The sequence below is a fragment of the Gardnerella sp. C0026F2 genome, assembly GCF_056590715.1.
Window position 1 is genome coordinate 538,300 of sequence record NZ_JBWPWR010000001.1, and the last position, 18,769, is coordinate 557,068.

Here is an 18,769-nt window from a genome sequence, read left to right on the forward strand (position 1 = left end):
GCATATGTGTTATCTAAAAAATGGAACATCGCGTTAATTTGAGCAGAAGGACACAAATATGGAAAATAATAACCTACCTAACAATAAGCAGGCAGAAGATTTAGATAAAATGCTTGCTGGCACTACTGAAGAAAGCGCAGAATACGATACTACGCAAATCTTAGAGGACGCGGATAAATCCGCTAAAACACGCAATACTCGCATTGTTGCAGGCTGCATTATTGGCGTGAGTCTGCTACCCTTGCTGGTCGGTCTTATTTGGTGGTGGCAAGCATCTAATAAGCCGCAATTTAGCAATGCTCAACGCAACGCGTCTACGCAAAACTTGTCAAACACAAAGGCTGACGAGAAGAACAATAAGGCTCGCGAATTAGCCGACTTTTACCGCACTAACGGCAAAATCGACATTCAACCATACTATTTTAAGCCGCGAAACGAAATGACCGCTGACAATAAGGCTGATGCTCTAAAACGAGCAAAATTAGCCTTCGATGAAAGCTTAAAAGCTACATTCCCTAGTAAAAACGCGTATTTGACTCAAGATTATGTAGCTGGCACGATTTATGACGATTATCAGCGTCTTTTAAACCCTATTTACGGCGGCTGGGATGATTTTTATAAGAAAGACGCTCTTAATCATAAAGATATGAATAATATCTTTAATAAAAGCGGCCTAAACGAAATATTCGATAACTGGCTTAAAGACGACTATCATATAGCCGAAATACTAGATACTTTTAGTAGTCGTGCAACAACAGACGAAGCGGCTACTAAAAAAGATGCTAAAAAGTTTGTCGATGAAGGATTAACAAAATACGTGCATTGGTATCTAAGGATTCCTGTCCGTCAAATAACCGGTCAGATTAAGTGCAAATATAATATTCAAAACACTGACAATGATAGCATTACATGCGAAGCTCCTATACATCATATTGCCGCCACGAAAGATAAGAAACATAAGGATTCTACTTATGACTTTAATCTAAGACTTCACTATAGAGTAAACCATGACCAATCAGTAAGCAATCGTCGTATTCTAATTGTTGGTTATGCCACAACAAATTAAATAAAAAAAAATATTCAAAAATAGCGTTTTTTAAGCCAGCCCTCGATAGATATTAGTTGAGAATACTATTCGCATCTATCAAAAGGCTGGCTTTTTTATGAAAAAACGAAAAATAATACCCCATGCTTTTCCTAAGGCTTTAGCAAAAAGCGGTATTGTAAGGGTGCAAAATTATAACAAAATCATGTATCGATTTTGGAACAATCGAAGTCGTAAGCGTTATCAACAATTATTGAACGCTTTTCAAGCTCGCATCCGAAATTACTTCAGGACATGAATTATCATAATCTTTAGATTCATGTATCTCATCAAGCAAATCTTGCACCAAATATCCGTCACTCATGCAATGCATATCCGAAATACCGTTGCGCATTAAATCGTAAGTAACTGAATGATAAAACACGTCAAGCGCCTGCTCATAGCTCAACCCAGCACGCTCAGCTAAAAGACTTACAACTCTCGCATACTTCTTTTGCAACAAAACAGGATTCGCCTTCAAAATCCATCACTCCCCTAAAAACTTGCCACTTACACACTCGCTTTTTACGTATGTAAGACACAAATCAATAGCTTTTTGACTTCTAAAACAAATTTGGTTATTAGGCTTTTCATACTTTAGCCTACCCAAAGCTTCAGCTTTAGTAATAAGATTATCAAAAAACAATTCAAGAGTGTTATAAACTTTATCGTTCGCAACACCGCCAATTACCACGTCAAAACTACTTGAGTCATTCCCGGAACGAGCATTAAGTATGAAATTAAGCCATTCTTCAGAATATGAATCAAACTTAAGCACAGATAATTTATTAAGCGCATCCTCATAAAAATCATAAGAAGAAACAAAAGCATCTTTGCCCTTGCGAATAAATTTCTTCGCCCAATTATCAGCCTGACTGCGTATTGAAGTAGTGTAAAAACCTGCACCGAAATCAACATCTTTACGCGAATGCAATATGTCCGGAAATTCAACAGGCATAAAAGAACCATGATAAACAATCATACTTCCACACCTTTTTCTCGCATGAAAGAAATAATATCGTTTGTAATATACTCTTTTCCTTGAGTATGCAAAACATCATATGACGGAACAATATAAGACATAAGAATATTACTTTTCTTAGTCAAAGCATCATACGTATCACGAGGGTTTTGATTAAGCTTCTTAGCAACATTTTCAATACAAAATATTGCAAAATCAAGCTTATCTTTGTCAAAGCTCGCTTGTTTATTATCATTCATCGTCAAGATCTTTCAAAAACTCATCAAATGAACTGTATGTTTTCACATTAGGATTAGATTTAAGTTGTTCAGCTTCTTCAAACGCAGCAAGCGTATCAGCATTAGGAATATGATATTTCTTGCAAAGGTCACAATCTGTTGTAGATAGATCAGAAATAGCATCTAAATCAGGCATACAACCCTCCTACTGCAAATATCTGTTACCAGGAAAGACAAAATCAGCAACAATAAAAATGATACAATATCCAACAGTATAAGCAATACTGTAAGTAACTAAATGAGTTCAACGACTTATCTAGACTAAATAAAAGTTTCCAATTTACATTTTTGCATATCATCTAAAGCATAAAAACAAGCCAATACATTAATAAGTCTAATGAATTTTATTTTAGAACGAATGTGCAATTATTTATGCATCAATAGATGCATTTTTCTTGATAAATGAACTTATTTTTTGTATCATAAATTAAGTTTAAGTAAATGTTAGTTAGTCCTAAAAAATGAGTATAAATGCATGCAAATAAAACATTTTGCGAAGAATGCAGGGATGAAGTTGAGTACTCAACAAAATCCATTCCAATGACTGCATCTATTAAAGGAAAACAATATTCCTACACTGGCACAGAAGCACACTGCAAAGAATGCGGTTCTGCCGTATATGTACCCGAAATTATTGACGCAAATCTTCGAGCATTGTATGACGTGTATCGTAAAGAAAACAATATTATTCCACTTGACGAAATCAAGAAAATCCCTGCTAAATACTCAATAGGTAAACGTCCACTTTCGCTGCTACTTGGCTGGGGCGAGCAAACATTTTCTAGGTTTGCAGACGGAGATATCCCTTCAAAACAATATTCTGACATTTTGCAACACATTTATAATGATCCGGAATATTACTTGCACTTGTTAATCAGCAATAAGAACAATCTGAAATCCTCACTTAGCTACGAAAAAAGCTACAAGGCAACTCAAAAACTATTGCTTAAGTCCAACAATTCTTCAAGCAATAACGACTCTATTAACACAGATTCAAGCAACAAAATAAACGATGTAATACAATACTTGCTCGTAAAATGCGAGGACATTACTCCCCTTGCTTTGCAAAAATCATTGTACTACATACAAGGTTTTTACTTTGCATTCTATAAATCGTTCTTATTTACCGATGATTGTCAAGCATGGGTTCATGGACCTGTGTATAAAGACGTCTATTTGCGCTATAAAGACTACACTTTTACACCAATCGATTCGCCGACAACAGAAATATCAGGAATTAAATCATCAGAAAAATTAGCTGATTATAAACACGCTCAAAAAAGTGACCTCACGAGACTTACAGCAGAACTAACAACTACACTATCTGCTACTGAAAAAGCAGTATGCGATAGTGTTATTGAAAATCTTTGCTGCTACAGCGGTAAAGAACTTGAACGATTCACACACACTGAAAAACCGTGGGTTCTAACACGAGGAGATCTGGACGAAAACGAATCATCAAATAAAATAATCAGCAAAAACATTATTGGTGATTATTTTAGCGAAATAAAAACAAAATTTAACATGATAAATCCCAACGACATTAGCCAGTACGCACAATACATGTTTTCAAGCAAGTAAAACGCTAAATAAGAATTTTCCCCTGCTGATATGAACACAACAGGGGAAATTCTTGAATCACAATATCAACACAACATAACTAGATTTTTACATAAAATCAACCTACTACATGCATGTTTAATGCTTATTGCGAGACTTGAATAGAGACAAACCAAAGCCAGCAAACATAGACACAAGTAAAAACAAAATCAGGTATCGATTTTGGAACGATCAAAGTCATCAGCGTTATCAACAATAAACTGCTTGCGCGGAGGAACATCATCGCCCATTAGCAAATCAAATACTTCGCTCGCCTGCTGAGCATCTTCCATACGAATCCTTCTTAACATGCGAGTTCTAGGATCCATAGTGGTGTCTGCAAGCTGATCCGCATCCATCTCGCCCAAACCCTTATAGCGCTGAATATCACTGTTAAAATCAATGCACTTAGCTTGCAAATCATCAAGCTTTCCAGCCAATTCGTCGTCTGAGTAAGTATAAATATACTCACCCTTTCGCTTTCCAGCGAGCGCAATTCTGTGAAGAGGCGGCACTGCAGCATAAACATGACCGTGCTCAATAAGCGGACGCATATAACGATAGAACAGTGTCAGCAGCAAAATACGAATGTGCGCACCGTCAACATCAGCATCAGTCATCATAACAATCTTGTTATAACGCGCCTGAGAAATATCAAAACTTGCGCCCGATCCTGCTCCAACAACCTGAATAATTGCAGCACACTCTTTGTTGGAAAGCATTTGTGCAAGACTTGCTTTTTGCACGTTCAAAATCTTACCGCGAATTGGAAGAAGCGCTTGGAAAGCAGAGTTTCTAGCAGCTTTTGCAGTACCAAGTGCAGAATCACCCTCGACGATAAAAAGTTCTGCAACATCGTCGTTTCCAGGCTGGCAATCAGAAAGTTTCGGTGGCATTGAAGCAGACTCAAGAGCGTTCTTTCTGCGCGTAACTTCCTTAGTTTTACGCGCTTGAATACGCGCATGCATTTCGGAAACGATTTTTTCCAAAACTCTAGCAGACTGCTCTTTGAATCCTCGCTTAGAACCGGTAATCATTTCGCCAAATTGAGCATCAGTCATTTTAGTAACGATTGGCTTAACTTGAGCGGTTCCAAGAACATCCTTAGTTTGACCTTGGAATTGAGGCTCAGCAATGCGAACAGTTACGACTGCTACCAATCCTGCTGTAATATCATCGCGCTCAATTTTCGTATTCGAATCTTTAAGATTTACTTTTAGCTTGCGCGCGTTATCTTCAACAGCTTTACGAATTTGCTTAGTCAATCCTTGCAAGAATCCGTCAACGTGCATACCTCCGCCAGGAGTTTCAACAACGTTTACGAAACTAATAATCGTTGAATCGTAGCCGTTCACCCAGCGCATTGCAATATCAACGCCGCACTTACGCGTTACTTGTTGAGCATGTAAATCTCCCGCGGAATCAACAGCTTGCGTCTCTTCTACATACGTATCTTCGCCAGAAATACGCCAAATATCCGATACTGCTTCACCTTTTGAAAGAAAATCAACGAAATCTTTGACACCACCATTATGCAAAAATTCAACTACTCGAGGATGATGCTTATTTTGCATTGAGTTAGCAGATTCAACATTTACAATAGACTGCGCAGCTGATTCTTCAGATTTATTGTCTTCAGACTCACTATCTTCAGAATCATCTTCAGAATCATCTTCATCTTCTAATGTTGTTTCAGATTCTAATTCTTCAAATTCAGGCACAGAGTCATCGCTATTATCAGACTGGTTTTCAAGAAGATTATCTTCTGCAGCATTATCTTCTATAACATTGTCTTCTGGAGAATCAATTTCTTCAATATTTGCAGATTCACCTTCAGGCACATGCTCGTCAATAACAGTAATTTTTAAGCCTGGAACCAGGAAACTTGTTTGACGCACGCGAGCAATAAGCTGCTCATAGCTGAAATGCGCAGTTGAGTTAAAAATTTCTGGATCCGCCCAGTAGCGTACACGAGTGCCGGTAGTTTTTGGCGGAACAGTGCCAATAATTTCAAGCTCAGTAGGCTTGTTCTTGCGCGTGCGCTTAAACGGAGAAGCAGGAGATGGATGCTCTGGATCTTCATCACTATAAACTCCAGGATGCCCCTGATGGAACGCCATATGATGCGTTTTACCGTCTCTATCAACTTCGACATCTAAACGCAAACTTAAAGCGTTTACAACAGAAGAGCCAACGCCATGTAAACCGCCTGCAGCATTATAAGAAGCGTTGCCAAACTTTGCTCCAGCATGAAGCTTAGTTAAAACAACCTCAACGCCTGTAAGTTTTGTTTTAGGCTCAACATCTACTGGAATACCACGACCGTTATCTGCAACTTCAATAGATCCATCATCGTGAAGAGTGACAACAATATGATCGCAAGCTCCAGCTAAAGCTTCGTCAACCGCGTTGTCAATAATCTCCCAAAGGCAATGCATTAAACCTTGACTATCAGTAGTGCCAATATACATGCCTGGACGCTTACGAACTGCGTCTAAGCCTTCAAGCACAGTCAAGCTATCAGCATCATACTGCTCTTTATGAGAGACCACTTCTACCCCTTGCACTTATTAAACGTACAACCGATTATTTTAAGCAATAAGTGTCGTACTATCGCAAAAGCAACAATACGACACTTTGTAATATAACTTCACACAATCACTGATCTAAGAAGTCACGCAAAGTTTGCGATCTAGAAGGATGACGCAACTTAGACATTGTTTTAGACTCAATTTGACGAATACGTTCACGAGTAACACCGTAAACGCGACCAATATCGTCTAAAGTCTTTGGTTGACCATCTTCCAAGCCATAGCGCATCTTAATAACTCCAGCCTCTCTAGGAGCCAAAGTTTCCAAAACTTGCCTAAACTGTTCTTGAAGGAGTGAGAATGCAACAGCATCAGACGGTGCGATTGCGTCTGTATCTTCAATCAAATCACCAAACTCGGAATCGCCATCCTCACCCAAAGGAGTGTGCAAAGAAATCGGCTCACGACCGTACTTTTGTACTTCCTGAACCTTTTCTACTGGCATATCCAGTTCGCGAGCAAGCTCATCTGGTGTAGGTTCACGACCTAAATCTTGAAGCATTTGACGCTGAACCCTAGAAAGCTTATTAATAACTTCAACCATATGCACTGGAACTCGAATAGTACGAGCCTGATCTGCCATAGCACGAGTAATAGCTTGACGAATCCACCAAGTTGCGTAAGTTGAGAACTTAAAGCCCTTCTTCCAGTCAAACTTTTCAACTGCACGAATCAAACCAAGGTTACCTTCCTGAATCAAATCAAGGAAAAGCATGCCTCTACCCGTATAACGCTTAGCAAGAGAAACAACAAGACGCAAGTTTGCTTCAAGAAGATGGTCTTTAGCTTTCTTACCATCTGCTGCAGCCCACTTAAGCTCACGCTTACGCTTAAACTCCATTTGATCAATTTGAGTATCAAGCAAATGCTGAGCATACAATCCAGCTTCAATGCGCTCTGACAAATCAACTTCTTGCTCAGCATTAAGCAAGCTCACGCGACCAATCTGCTTTAAATAATCCTTAACAGGATCTGCAGTAGCGCCTGTAGCAATTACACGACGCTTAGGATTACCAGACGGAGTTAGATTATCGTCATCGTCATCATCACGTACAACAAACGCGCCTTTTGCTTGTGGCACTTGCGGAGCGTCATGCTTAATTTCGTCGTGATCATCAATTTCATCAAGATCTTCAGACTCTTCATCATCAAGATCATCTGCAACGTCAATATCGCTTAAATCGTCAACATCAGATATATCTTCTGGCTGAATATCGTCTAAATCATCAAGATTCAAATGTTCATCATCAACATCAAGATGTGGATCGTCATCTAAAGGATCATCAATAGATAATTGATCTTGAGATTCAATATCTACGCTATCCTCAGTTTCGTCATGTTCAGCATCAGACGATACTGATTCAGTATCAATCTTGTTGTCTTCAGTTTTCTTTGAGCGAGAACTGCGCGTCTTGCTATCAGCTGACGAAGTTCGAGTACTGGTTTTACGCGCAGCGCTAGCCTTGCGAGTTTTTACAGGCTTAGTATCATCTTGCATTTCGTCGCTGTCGACCGTTGATCCAACTTCACTCGTCAAACTGTTCCTCCTGTATTATCCCCTTGTAACGCATATAGGCATAGTTCATGCAAGGGCAAGTTTTACCTTAAGTAGTAAACCATTTAAGCAAGACGATTATTCCCCAACTAATTTTTTGCGGCGTGGCGAATTATTCAATCCATGCTGGCTCAAGACCATTTTCGAATGCTCCACACACTATTTTTGCCATAGAACAATCAGGATCAATGCGCAATGCACAATCGCAATAATACTTTACTTCTCCTAGCCTAAACCACCAGCTGATATAAGCTAATAAAGCGTAAACTTGCACAGATAATTTTGGAATGCTTCTAGTAATAATAGCCATAGATTTTAAAATTTTGCACGCGAAAATAGCTCTCTTTATATCAGGCTTATTATTTGTTTGAGTGAATTTTGCTTCTAAACAATGCCGCAAATTACGAGATACTTCAGGAGTGTGAGGACACCAAGCAAATTCCGACAAAGTTTTTTCGTCATACCATTCTTGATTTTCATCCAGAATAGAAATAAGCATTGCATCACGAACATTAATATTATGCAACATTGCTATTGGCAAGTTTACTAGATCATATCCAAAAATTCTTTCATCGTAAGAAAACATGTTGTACCATCGCATAAGTGCTCTGCTTGCAATATCTCTAATAGCGTATTGCTTGCCATTTCGATCAACATTTTCTATAAAAGCTTCCGAAACTGCCGGAACCCAATATTCTAATCCTTTAATCCATTGCGCACTATCACTACAGTTGTTGTAAATATATTCCTTAGAAAAAGTCATAAAAAAGCTGCACTCTTTGGAAGGATATATATTCCCATTAATATCTGAAATTTCTCTTCCAGCAAAACTTTCAAAATCTTCTGAACCTGCAAAATCTAAACAACCATTAAAAGAATTAGCGCTTTCACCATAAATTTGCATAAGACTTTGCATATCAAAGTCATCCATACAATTATGCGATATCTTTGTTTTCAAATCATCCTCTACAATTTCCATGCATACTCCCCCTCATTTTTTACATGATTTTTTATTTTGATAATCAAACTATGCAATAGCATTTTTTGATATATTGAAGTTTCTCAAGATATAAGTCAGCATTCAATAAAAAACTATTTCCGCGGTGAAAAGCTTATTAAACCATAATAATAACTGCGTTTTGTAATGTTCAGCCCTGTGGATAACTTTCATAATATGAGCACATTTATAGGCAACAATTACAGTCTTAACGATATTGAATCTAGAATTGCTTTTTTAATTTCTCAGCAATTTAATACGAAACTAGAAAATAATCTTTCATCCACATGTGCGCAAACACTACAGCAAGTAATAAAGCAAGCTATTGTTTCAAGCGAAGGCGGAAAACGTCTTAGAGCTCTTCTTACGATTTCAGCATTTTACGCTGCATCAAAAGAAACCAATATTCAAAAAATCCATGAACAGTCTGTATTTGACATAGCTTGTGCTCTAGAAGTATTTCAAACAGCTGCATTAATTCATGATGATATTATTGACGAATCTTATTTGAGACGTGGAAAGCCTAGTGCGTATTGTGCATTAAGTAAAGCTTGCAATAATAAGCATATTGGCACAGGCTTAGGTTTAATGCTAGGAGATCTACTTGCCACAGAAAGTTTCGATATTGCAAGAAATTGTGCGAAGAATTTTACTTATGGCGAGGAATTGTTAGCAGCATTTGCATCTATGCAAAGAAACGTTGGTATTGGTCAAGTATTGGATTTGTCTATAGAAATGATGCAACTAGATAATCCAATACAACTTGCGGAATCATCTTTGAATGTTTTTAGATGGAAAACAGCTAGTTACACTACTGTAGCTCCATTAACTCTCGGCTTTCTTGCAGCAAACATGCAACCAAGTGAAGCATACAATCTTGCTAATTCTATTGGCGATTCGTTAGGTGTTGCTTTCCAAATTGCTGATGATTTGCTTGATATTGTTTCAGATAGCAAGATTACAGGTAAACCTATTGGCGGTGATATTAGAGAAGGCAAGCGTGCAGTTCTTCTTGCAGACGCTTTGCAATACGGAAACGATAGTGAAAGAGAAATACTATTAAAAGCTTACACGAGTAGTACTAGAAGTGAAGATGATGTAAATAAAATAATACAGATTTACCATACTTCTGGTGCTATTGAAAAATCAAAAAGGCGAATTGAGAATCTGTGGAATGATTCACAACAAGCAATCGAATCGAGTACATTGAGCGATAGTGGAAAAGCTATCTTGCATGAAATCAGCAAACGATTTATACCTGAAGCATGGCGTAATGTACAATAATATTTAGTAAATAACGCTCGAAATTAGCCTTCTTTACTATCTTGCTTGTACACTCGTAAGTAGTAAAAATGGTTTTACGCGTATAAGGATTGTGACAATGGATGAAGCTACGCAGGCGCAGCCAGGTATGCGCATTGAAAATCGCTATCGCATTGTGCGCAAAATAGCTCAGGGTGGCATGGCTACTGTGTATCAAGCAGAAGATGAACGCCTTGATAGACCTGTAGCAATTAAAATCATGCACACTCAACTTGCTCAAGGGGTGCATCGCCAGCAATTTATTGCTAGATTCCGCAGAGAAGCAACTTCTGCTGCAGCAATTGCAAATCCACATATTGTACAAGTGTATGATACAGGCGAATATGACGGGCTCGATTATCTTGTAATGGAATATGTTCATGGCGTTAATTTGCGTTATGAAATGAATATGCAAGGCACATTCAGTGTGCGAGATACGCTGCGTTTACTTGCAGAAACTTTGGATGGTCTCGCTTCTGCACACAACGCTGGAGTTGTGCATAGAGATATCAAGCCGGAAAATATTTTAATTAACGATCGAGGTCATGTTCAGATTACTGATTTCGGTTTAGCTAGAGCAATTTCGCAAGCAACATTATCTTCTACAGGATTGCTTCTTGGCACAGCAGCTTATCTTGCTCCTGAACTTATTGAGCATAATCTTGCAACTCCTCAAGGTGATTTGTATTCAGCAGGCATGATGGCTTGGGAAATGCTTGCAGGAAGAGTGCCTTTTACTGCAGATAATCCTGTTACGCTTGTTTTTAAGCATGTGCATGAAAACACTCCTTCAATTGCTACAGCTTGCCCTGGAATTAGCGAAAAAGTTGCACAATTCATAGCAAACTTAACTGCTCGCGACATGAACGAACGTCCTAAAGATGCAAGTGATGCATTAGCAAAATTACGTGCACTTTCTACACAATTAAACCCTGAAGATTGGCAATACAAAGCAGAAGAACCACAAGAGTTTTCAGAAGAAACAGACTTTTCTCCTATCAACAATTTGCGTGTTGCACCTGAAGCAAATTATTCAGATAAATTGAATCCTAATAATAATTCAGATGCTACACAAGCAATAAATACTTCAGGCTCTGACTTTTCTGCTAATTCAAACTCTTTATTGCAAAATGCTACAGACGAAACTGTTGCAATACCTAGAGATAATTCTGTAAGTGGACTCGATTCACGCACAAATAATGATTTAAATAATTCTGAAGTCAATAATGTAGCAATAGATAATTCACTAGCGAAGTCCGACGGTACTTCCGATGCAAATAATCTTCAAAAAACACAAGCTATGCAATGGCATGCTACTAATGCAGAAGATGTATCATACAATTCGCAAGATAATCCTTTAGAAGAATTTGACGATAGCAATATGCCAACAATTGCTATTAGCTCTGGCAATTTTAACAACAACTTAAATGCAACAAAACCATTTGGCATGTCGAATAAAGCGAAAAACTTAGCAAACAAGCCTAATCGCTCTTCTAAAAAGCGTGTTTTCCTTATTGCAGGTTTAAGCACAGCTGGAGTATTAGCAATTGCTGCTATTGGTGGTTTTTGGTATTTCTTAGGTCCTGGCAGTTATTGGACGCTGCCTAAGCCTGACGATCTTCAATGCAAAAATTATGCATCTTGCAAAATAACTGATGTAAATTGGCAACAATATGAGCACACGCTTAAAATTGCTGGAATTCCTTACAAAGTTTCAAAAGATTATAGTGACGATGTGCCAGAAGGAAAAGTAGTTTCAACAAATCCTGATGTCGTCGGCAGCCATATCCAAAAGCACAATAATAGCACTCTTAATGTTGTGATTTCGCGTGGAATTCGTAAGGCTACAATCCCGGATGATATTACAGATCCAAAAACTTACAATGGCAAAAATCCTTTGAAAACATTGCGTAAAGCAGGCTTTACTAACATTGTTCACGATAAGTCAGGAGACACGTATTCTATAGATATACCATCTGGCAGCTTAATTGATATTAACCCTAAACCTGGCACACGCATGAACCATAACGAAGAAGTAAGTGTTTTACTTTCTAAGGGACCTAAGCCTGTGCAAATGCCAGATATTGTTGGGAAAACAAAGAGTGAAGCTGATTCAGCTTTAACTGACGCTAAGCTGGATGTAAAGTACGAAGAAGAAAATAGCGATACTGTAGCAAAGGGTAAGATTATCCGCGCTTCCGTTGAAGCTGGTTCTGACTTACATTGGGGCGATAGTGTTAATGTTGTTGTTTCAAAAGGTCCAAAAACTGTTACATTGCCAAACGTTTGCGGAAAGAGCAGTGATGAAGCTAGAAGGATTATTGAAAATCTAGGTCTGAAAGTTCGTATTTCTGCTCCACTTGGTGATTTAATGCACGTAGTGCGCTTCCAATCCCCTGGAGCTGGAAGCGAAGTGCCATTGAAGGATTCTAATGGAAATCCTTCTATCATTACTCTTACAGTAATATAAGCGTGTCTTAAGTATTATAAAAGCGGCGGAAGCTAAATAACTTTCGCCGCTTAAATATTTGAATATAAATAAATTAAATATCTAATAACACTAACCTAATAGCATTAGAATCAGCATTATATTTACTTATTTTCGTTATTTTCTTCACGTTTTTGACGCATACGTTCTTTTACGGTTTGAGCATATTCATCAACGTATTCTTGACCACTCATTTGCTGAATAGACTTAGTTACTTTATCTGTAATTTCGCGTAAACGCTCGTGAGTGATCTCACTTTCGTCACGAACACGCTCTACTTGAATAGGCTTGCCATAAATTGCCTTAGTCTTGCCTTTTGCTGGAATAACTTGACCATGCACTTGTAATTCTCTAGTTCCAATAATTGCAACAGGTATAATCGGGCAACCTGTTTCAAGAGCAAGACGTGCAGCACCAGTATGACCACGATATAAACGACCGTCTGGGCTTCTTGTGCCTTCAATATGAATGCCAAAAAGCTGACCTTTTTCTAATATTTCACGAGCATGATTCAAAGCACCAAGCGATTTTGCGCCTCCAGAACGATCTACAGGGAAAACGCCCACAGAAGTAAACCACCACTTCTTAAAACGACCCTTTAAACCTTTGCCTTCAAAATATTCTGCTTTGCCCATAAAGTGAATCATACGAGGACAAGTCAATGGCAGAAGCGCGTCATCAATAACAGCAAGATGATTTGCGGCAATAATAGCTCCACCCTTTTTAGGAACATTTTTAACACCTTGCGCTGATGGATGAATCCTCATGCGGGCAATACCCCCAAGTCCCTTCACGAAGAACCAGTACAACATACCATATCCTTTCTTGCAAGTCCAATTTCGAACATTTTAAGCATAGAATCAGGAAGACTTGCTACAGTATAGTTCATGACTTCTTCTAAGAATACCAACGACCCTCGCCGTGATGACGAGTTAATGTCAGAATCGTTAAAGAATAATCAAAAACAAAACAACGGAGATCTTGATGACGAATGGTCATCTTTTGTTGCAGAACATTCTGACGACATGAACGATATTGCTAATTCACGTAGCGCAAAAAGTTTTGAAAAGCACGCTCAGAAAGAAGAAAAAAAGAAAGAGCGCAACACTATAGCAAGCGACAATAATTCTGAAAATCAAAAAAGTGTAATAAAAAATAAATTTAACTTAAAAAATCTAAGTAGCCATAAATCTTATATTATTCCTACTAGAATGCAAGATTCTCACACAATCATAACTGCTAAAGGTCCTCGTGATAATACTCGCACAAGTTGGCTTGATTTAGATAATACTATGGAATCATATGGCGATGATTTTGTGCCTCCAAATCCACAATTTTATAACGTATCTTTAGTTAATGTAGTTTTGTGGATTCTATTTGTTATAGGTGTATTCGGTGTTATTGTAAGTGCTTTTATTCCTGCTATAGCGAACATTGTTGGCATTATATGCGGCTTATTAATGCTACTTAGTGGAGCTGGACTACTTATGAATCGCAAAAAACCTGATCCTTATAAGGAAGATTACAGCGATTATGGAGATGGTGCTCGAGTATAGCTAGTAATCAATCGAATATAATAAAAGGCGGCATGATTTTGATCACACCGCCTTTTATTTATTTTACTTTGTAAGCTTTCAATTCACTCAGCTTCATTTTCAGCTTCGTTTTGACCATGGCAAAGCTTGTACTTACGACCAGAACCACATGGGCACTCGTCATTCTTATTTGTTCCTGGGAACGTACGTCCATCAGACCATGGAGTCTTCCATTCTTCATTCTTTGGTCTCATGCTCAATGGAACATCTCCCTCAGCATGGCTCAAAGGTGCAGGACCGACAATACCAGCAGCTTGATCTTCAGCATCTATCTCAGATGAAGCTTGTGCAACATCTTCATCAAGCTCATCGTCAGAAGAAATATCTTCAGTAGAAGCAATCTGATTGATATCAATGTGGAATAGAAGCTGAATGCTTTCTTCCTTAATTGCCTCAATCATTGAATTGTACATCTGGTAGCCTTCACGCTGGTATTCAACAAGAGGATCACGCTGACCCATACCACGCAGACCAATACCATCCTTCAAATAATCCATCTCATAAAGATGTTCACGCCACTTGCGATCAAGAACAGAAAGAACAACGCGACGTTCAATTTGACGAAGTGGATCAGCACCAAGACCATCTTCTACAATAGAGTAAACTTTTACTACACTGTCGACAATCAAATCGCGCAAAGCAGTAACAGCTTTTTCACCCTTAAGCTTAACGATTGTTTCACGTACTTGATCCCAATCAAGAACTACAGGCATTACAGAGTTAAGAGCATCTTTTAAGCCATCCAAATCCCAATTCTTTGGCTTATCAGAACCTTTCATTGCTCCGCGCACATAGCTTTCTACGGTGTCACTGATGAACTTCAAGATGTCCTCGTGAATATCTTCACCCTTAAGAACCATCTGACGCTCTGCATAAATCACAGTACGCTGCTTATTCATAACATCGTCATACTTCAAAACGTTCTTACGCATTTCAAAGTTACGAGCTTCAACAGTCTTCTGTGCCGTGCGCACACCGTTAGAAACGTACTTAGACTCAATTGGTTCGCCTTCTGGCAATCCCTTAGCCATAACACGAGCAACAAGCTGAGTGTTGAACAGGCGCATCAAATCATCTTCCAAGCTTAAGTAGAAGCGTGATTCGCCAGGATCACCCTGACGACCAGAACGACCTCGAAGCTGGTTATCAATACGGCGAGATTCGTGACGCTCAGTACCAAGCACATACAAGCCACCAAGATTCTTAACTTCTTCGTGCTCGTCCTTAACCTGCTCTTTAACTTCAGCTAAAACGCCTGGCCAACGCTTCTCATAGTCTTCAGGAGTATCGTCTGGAGAATATCCTTCAGCCTTCAACTTAGCATCTGCAAGGAACTCAACATTGCCGCCAAGCATAATATCAGTACCACGACCTGCCATGTTAGTAGCAACAGTTACAGCACCCTTACGACCAGCAACAGCAACAACAGCAGCTTCCTTAGCATTCTGCTTAGCATTCAAAACCTGGTGAGGAATGCGAGCAACGTCAAGAAGTGAAGAAAGAATCTCAGAAGATTCAACAGAAGCTGTACCAAGCAACACAGGCTGACCCTTTGCATGACGCTCAGCAACATCGCGCACAATAGCAGTAAGCTTTTCCTTCTTTGTGCGGAAGATCAAATCGTCCTTATCTTTACGGATTACTGGACGGTTGGAAGGAATTGGAAGAACACCAAGCTTATAAGTTCCCATGAACTCTGCAGCTTCAGTCTCAGCAGTACCAGTCATACCAGCAAGCTTGTCGTACATGCGGAAATAGTTTTGCAAAGTAATAGTAGCAAAAGTCTGATTTTCTGCCTTAACTTCCACGTTTTCCTTAGCTTCAATTGCTTGATGCAAGCCCTCGCTATAACGACGACCTGGAAGAACACGACCAGTATGCTCATCGACAATCAAAACTTCGCCGTTTGTGACAACATAGTCACGATCTAGAAGGAAAAGCTCCTTAGCTTTCAAAGCATTATTCAAATAACCAATAAGAGCTGTATTGCTTGGCTCATAAAGGTTATCGATGCCCAAGTAATCCTCAATTTTTGCAATGCCAGGATCAAGAATACCTGCGGTTTTCTTCTTTTCATCAATCTCGTAATCAACATCGCGAGTAAGCTTCAAAACAAGCTTTGCAAATTCACGATACCAATGAGTTACATCACCTTCAGCAGGACCTGAAATAATAAGTGGCGTACGAGCTTCATCGATAAGAATGGAATCGACCTCATCGACAATTGCATAGTGATGACCGCGCTGCACAAGTTCGCTCTTTTCCCACGCCATGTTATCACGCAAGTAATCGAAGCCAAACTCATTATTTGTACCGTAAGTAATATCAGCATTGTATTGCTTACGACGCTCTGGTGGCTGCTGGTCTGTAATAATGCATCCAACACTCATGCCAAGGAATCTATAAATACGACCCATAAGCTCGCTCTGGTAGCTAGCAAGGTAATCGTTGACTGTAACAACGTGCACACCTTTGCCTTCCAAAGCATTCAAATAGCTTGGCAAAGTAGCAACCAACGTTTTACCTTCACCAGTTTTCATTTCTGCAATATTGCCCCAATGCAATGCAGCGCCACCCATAAGCTGCACATCGAAATGACGCTGGCCAAGCGTACGCTTTGAAACCTCTCGCACAGTAGCGAAGGCTTCAGGCATCAAATCATCAAGCTTTGCACCATTGTCTAAACGCTGCTTGAATTTAGCAGTTTGACCCTTCAATTCTTCATCGGAAAGCGCGGAAATTTCATCTTCCAACGCATTCACAGCCTTTGCTACGTTCTCAAGGCGCTTCAATTGACGGCCTTCACCCATACGCAAGGCTTTATCGACGATATCTACCACGTTTTGCTCCCTTAGGTCATGTCTATGACGACGGCCTAGCCAACATAGACGTAAACTGTGCCTATATTACGCGACGGCTACGATTTTTATAAGTTAGCGAGTCTGATTATTACATAAAAATGCCCGCCCAACATTGTGCTAGACGGGCACGCGCACTTATTCGCGCATTTTAGACGTGTTTTTTAACCATTACTTTTGCTTAGCAACATTTTCAGGTGTATCAATTTCAAACACGCCATAGCTCCAACCATGTCTGCGATATACTACAGATGGTCTCATAGTTTCTTTGTTTACAAACAGGAAGAAATCATGTCCAATAAGCTCCATCTCATACAAAGCCTCATCTATGCTCATAGGCTCTGCAATATGTAGCTTACGACGAATCACAATAGGAGTGTCGCCAACACTTACTTCCACAGATTCACCAGGACCTAAATCGGAAGCAACAGCGGCATCTGCGCTATTAGCCTCATTTTCTTCTGGCTCTTCAACAGTAGTCTCAATCTCAGGCTCTACAGGACCCATATCTACAGGAGTCATTTCCGTATATCCACGGCGATGATCCTTACGACGATCGCGAGTACGACGCAAACGAAGCGTCAACTTATCAAGAGCCATATCTAATGCGCTAAATTGATCAGCGCTAGAAGCTTCTGCGCGAATCACTGTGCTTCCTGCAACAACAGTAATTTCAACTCGCTTTGCTGTGTCAGCCTGCCTTGGATTGCCTTCATGAGTTAGCACGATTTGCACGCGCTGCGCATCAGGCGCAATGGCGGTCACACGATTCATCTTACTTTCTACAACGTCACGGAACCTTTGATTAATCTGCGTATGACGACCAGTAATGACGATTTCCATGCGAAACCTCCCCATATAGACTCGAACCTTAAGTTCGATTTGTACAACCCGACTGCCACGATGCCGTCGGTTCTTCTATTATATCTGCTAAATCCATACAAACCTAGCAATTTATTAAATTAAAATAAAAAAATTAACGTTTATTACGGAATTTTTTATAAAATAATGAATTTTTTACGATATTAATATTATCTGCTATAATTAGAAAGGTTGAGGTTTCACGATGGCCGCGGTCACAATGTTCATTCGGAGTGGCTGAGGAACTTCCGGGCTCCACAGAGCACAATGGCGGATAACGTCCGCCCAGGGCGACCTGAGAGATAGCGCAACAGAGAATAGACCGCCTGAACGTTTCGTTCGGGTAAGGGTGAAACGGCGGTGTAAGAGACCACCGGGCTTCTGGTAACAGTAAGCCGCATGGCAAGCCTCATTGGGAGCAAGGTCAAGCAGAAGACGCTTTAGAGCTGCTCGCTCAAGTCTTCGGGTAGACTGCTAGAGTTTGGCGGTAACGTCAAATCGAGATGGATGGTCATCCGCATGCACTTGTGCATGCGACAAAACCCGGGGTATGTGAAACCTCATCAACTCAACCAAATA

The 18,769-nt window shown here is 39.6% G+C and carries 15 protein-coding genes and 1 other RNA gene; 6 read left to right on the forward strand and 10 right to left on the reverse strand.

The window, feature by feature from the left end; translation table 11 throughout:
* Positions 1–58: 58 nt before the first annotated feature.
* Complete coding sequence (locus AC1EK3_RS02035; protein WP_480033420.1) at positions 59–1,066, forward strand: hypothetical protein; 1,008 nt, start codon at positions 59–61, stop codon at positions 1,064–1,066.
* A gap of 229 nt (positions 1,067–1,295) precedes the next feature.
* On the opposite strand, the gene AC1EK3_RS02040 is transcribed toward AC1EK3_RS02035, so the two are convergent.
* Genes AC1EK3_RS02040 through AC1EK3_RS02055 form a run of 4 tightly spaced genes read right to left on the reverse strand, consistent with a single transcriptional unit; the run spans position 1,296 to position 2,480 of the window.
* Positions 1,296–1,565 (reverse strand): DUF3791 domain-containing protein, encoded by a 270-nt coding sequence (locus tag AC1EK3_RS02040; RefSeq protein WP_415683001.1) that lies wholly within the window; start codon positions 1,563–1,565, stop codon positions 1,296–1,298.
* 6 nt (positions 1,566–1,571) lie between these two features.
* Positions 1,572–2,066: a DUF3990 domain-containing protein gene (locus tag AC1EK3_RS02045; protein ID WP_415683000.1), complete on the reverse strand. Its 495-nt coding sequence runs from the start codon at positions 2,064–2,066 to the stop codon at positions 1,572–1,574.
* Positions 2,063–2,305 carry a DUF3791 domain-containing protein gene (locus AC1EK3_RS02050; protein ID WP_480033419.1) on the reverse strand — a complete coding sequence of 81 codons (243 nt, stop codon included), beginning with the start codon at positions 2,303–2,305 and terminating at the stop codon, positions 2,063–2,065. Before AC1EK3_RS02050 ends, AC1EK3_RS02045 begins: the two co-directional genes overlap by 4 nt.
* Complete coding sequence (locus tag AC1EK3_RS02055) at positions 2,298–2,480, reverse strand: hypothetical protein (RefSeq protein WP_415682998.1); 183 nt, start codon at positions 2,478–2,480, stop codon at positions 2,298–2,300. The genes AC1EK3_RS02050 and AC1EK3_RS02055 overlap by 8 nt, the downstream gene beginning before the upstream one ends.
* A 335-nt stretch (positions 2,481–2,815) precedes the next feature.
* On the opposite strand from AC1EK3_RS02055, the gene AC1EK3_RS02060 reads away from it, so the two are divergent.
* The gene (locus AC1EK3_RS02060) at positions 2,816–3,925 is read left to right on the forward strand and encodes a type II TA system antitoxin MqsA family protein (RefSeq protein WP_480033418.1); all 1,110 of its coding nucleotides are present in this window, start codon (positions 2,816–2,818) and stop codon (positions 3,923–3,925) included.
* Positions 3,926–4,113: 188 nt separating this feature from the next.
* Here AC1EK3_RS02060 and AC1EK3_RS02065 read toward each other — a convergent pair whose 3' ends face one another.
* From AC1EK3_RS02065 to AC1EK3_RS02075, 3 genes are all read right to left on the reverse strand, one after another.
* A complete protein-coding gene (locus AC1EK3_RS02065; protein ID WP_480033417.1) occupies positions 4,114–6,495 on the reverse strand; it encodes a DNA gyrase/topoisomerase IV subunit B in 2,382 nt (793 codons plus the stop codon).
* Between the two features lie 106 nt (positions 6,496–6,601).
* Entirely contained in the window at positions 6,602–8,071 is a 1,470-nt protein-coding gene (locus tag AC1EK3_RS02070; protein ID WP_480033416.1) for an RNA polymerase sigma factor, read from the reverse strand.
* 130 nt (positions 8,072–8,201) lie between these two features.
* Positions 8,202–9,068: a hypothetical protein gene (locus tag AC1EK3_RS02075; RefSeq protein WP_480033415.1), complete on the reverse strand. Its 867-nt coding sequence runs from the start codon at positions 9,066–9,068 to the stop codon at positions 8,202–8,204.
* 195 nt (positions 9,069–9,263) lie between these two features.
* Here AC1EK3_RS02075 and AC1EK3_RS02080 point away from each other — a divergent pair, with 195 nt between their 5' ends.
* Complete coding sequence (locus AC1EK3_RS02080; protein ID WP_480033414.1) at positions 9,264–10,370, forward strand: polyprenyl synthetase family protein; 1,107 nt, start codon at positions 9,264–9,266, stop codon at positions 10,368–10,370.
* Positions 10,371–10,467: 97 nt separating this feature from the next.
* A complete protein-coding gene (locus AC1EK3_RS02085) occupies positions 10,468–12,858 on the forward strand; it encodes a Stk1 family PASTA domain-containing Ser/Thr kinase (RefSeq protein WP_480033413.1) in 2,391 nt (796 codons plus the stop codon).
* A gap of 122 nt (positions 12,859–12,980) precedes the next feature.
* On the opposite strand, the gene AC1EK3_RS02090 is transcribed toward AC1EK3_RS02085, so the two are convergent.
* On the reverse strand, positions 12,981–13,688 hold the full coding sequence (locus AC1EK3_RS02090; protein ID WP_480033412.1) for a lysophospholipid acyltransferase family protein: 708 nt from the start codon (positions 13,686–13,688) through the stop codon (positions 12,981–12,983).
* Between the two features lie 75 nt (positions 13,689–13,763).
* Here AC1EK3_RS02090 and AC1EK3_RS02095 point away from each other — a divergent pair, with 75 nt between their 5' ends.
* Positions 13,764–14,432 (forward strand): hypothetical protein, encoded by a 669-nt coding sequence (locus AC1EK3_RS02095; RefSeq protein WP_480033411.1) that lies wholly within the window; start codon positions 13,764–13,766, stop codon positions 14,430–14,432.
* A gap of 83 nt (positions 14,433–14,515) precedes the next feature.
* On the opposite strand, the gene secA is transcribed toward AC1EK3_RS02095, so the two are convergent.
* Positions 14,516–17,311: a preprotein translocase subunit SecA gene (gene secA / locus AC1EK3_RS02100; RefSeq protein WP_415687300.1), complete on the reverse strand. Its 2,796-nt coding sequence runs from the start codon at positions 17,309–17,311 to the stop codon at positions 14,516–14,518.
* Positions 17,312–17,500: 189 nt separating this feature from the next.
* A complete protein-coding gene (gene hpf, locus AC1EK3_RS02105; RefSeq protein ID WP_480033410.1) occupies positions 17,501–18,172 on the reverse strand; it encodes a ribosome hibernation-promoting factor, HPF/YfiA family in 672 nt (223 codons plus the stop codon).
* A 211-nt stretch (positions 18,173–18,383) separates the two neighbouring features.
* On the opposite strand from hpf, the gene rnpB reads away from it, so the two are divergent.
* Positions 18,384–18,757: RNase P RNA component class A (gene rnpB / locus AC1EK3_RS02110), an RNA gene on the forward strand.
* Positions 18,758–18,769: the final 12 nt, after the last annotated feature.

What these genes read in the sequence shown, in the direction of transcription:
- AC1EK3_RS02035 (WP_480033420.1), top strand. Translation starts at nt 59, where the DNA reads ATGGAAAATAATAACCTACCTAACAATAAGCAGGCAGAAGATTTAGAT.
- AC1EK3_RS02045 (WP_415683000.1), bottom strand. Translation starts at nt 2,066, where the DNA reads ATGATTGTTTATCATGGTTCTTTTATGCCTGTTGAATTTCCGGACATA.
- AC1EK3_RS02050 (WP_480033419.1), bottom strand. Translation starts at nt 2,305, where the DNA reads ATGAATGATAATAAACAAGCGAGCTTTGACAAAGATAAGCTTGATTTT.
- AC1EK3_RS02055 (WP_415682998.1), bottom strand. Translation starts at nt 2,480, where the DNA reads ATGCCTGATTTAGATGCTATTTCTGATCTATCTACAACAGATTGTGAC.
- AC1EK3_RS02060 (WP_480033418.1), top strand. Translation starts at nt 2,816, where the DNA reads ATGCATGCAAATAAAACATTTTGCGAAGAATGCAGGGATGAAGTTGAG.
- AC1EK3_RS02075 (WP_480033415.1), bottom strand. Translation starts at nt 9,068, where the DNA reads ATGGAAATTGTAGAGGATGATTTGAAAACAAAGATATCGCATAATTGT.
- AC1EK3_RS02080 (WP_480033414.1), top strand. Translation starts at nt 9,264, where the DNA reads ATGAGCACATTTATAGGCAACAATTACAGTCTTAACGATATTGAATCT.
- AC1EK3_RS02085 (WP_480033413.1), top strand. Translation starts at nt 10,468, where the DNA reads ATGGATGAAGCTACGCAGGCGCAGCCAGGTATGCGCATTGAAAATCGC.
- AC1EK3_RS02090 (WP_480033412.1), bottom strand. Translation starts at nt 13,688, where the DNA reads ATGTTGTACTGGTTCTTCGTGAAGGGACTTGGGGGTATTGCCCGCATG.
- AC1EK3_RS02095 (WP_480033411.1), top strand. Translation starts at nt 13,764, where the DNA reads ATGACTTCTTCTAAGAATACCAACGACCCTCGCCGTGATGACGAGTTA.
- hpf (WP_480033410.1), bottom strand. Translation starts at nt 18,172, where the DNA reads ATGGAAATCGTCATTACTGGTCGTCATACGCAGATTAATCAAAGGTTC.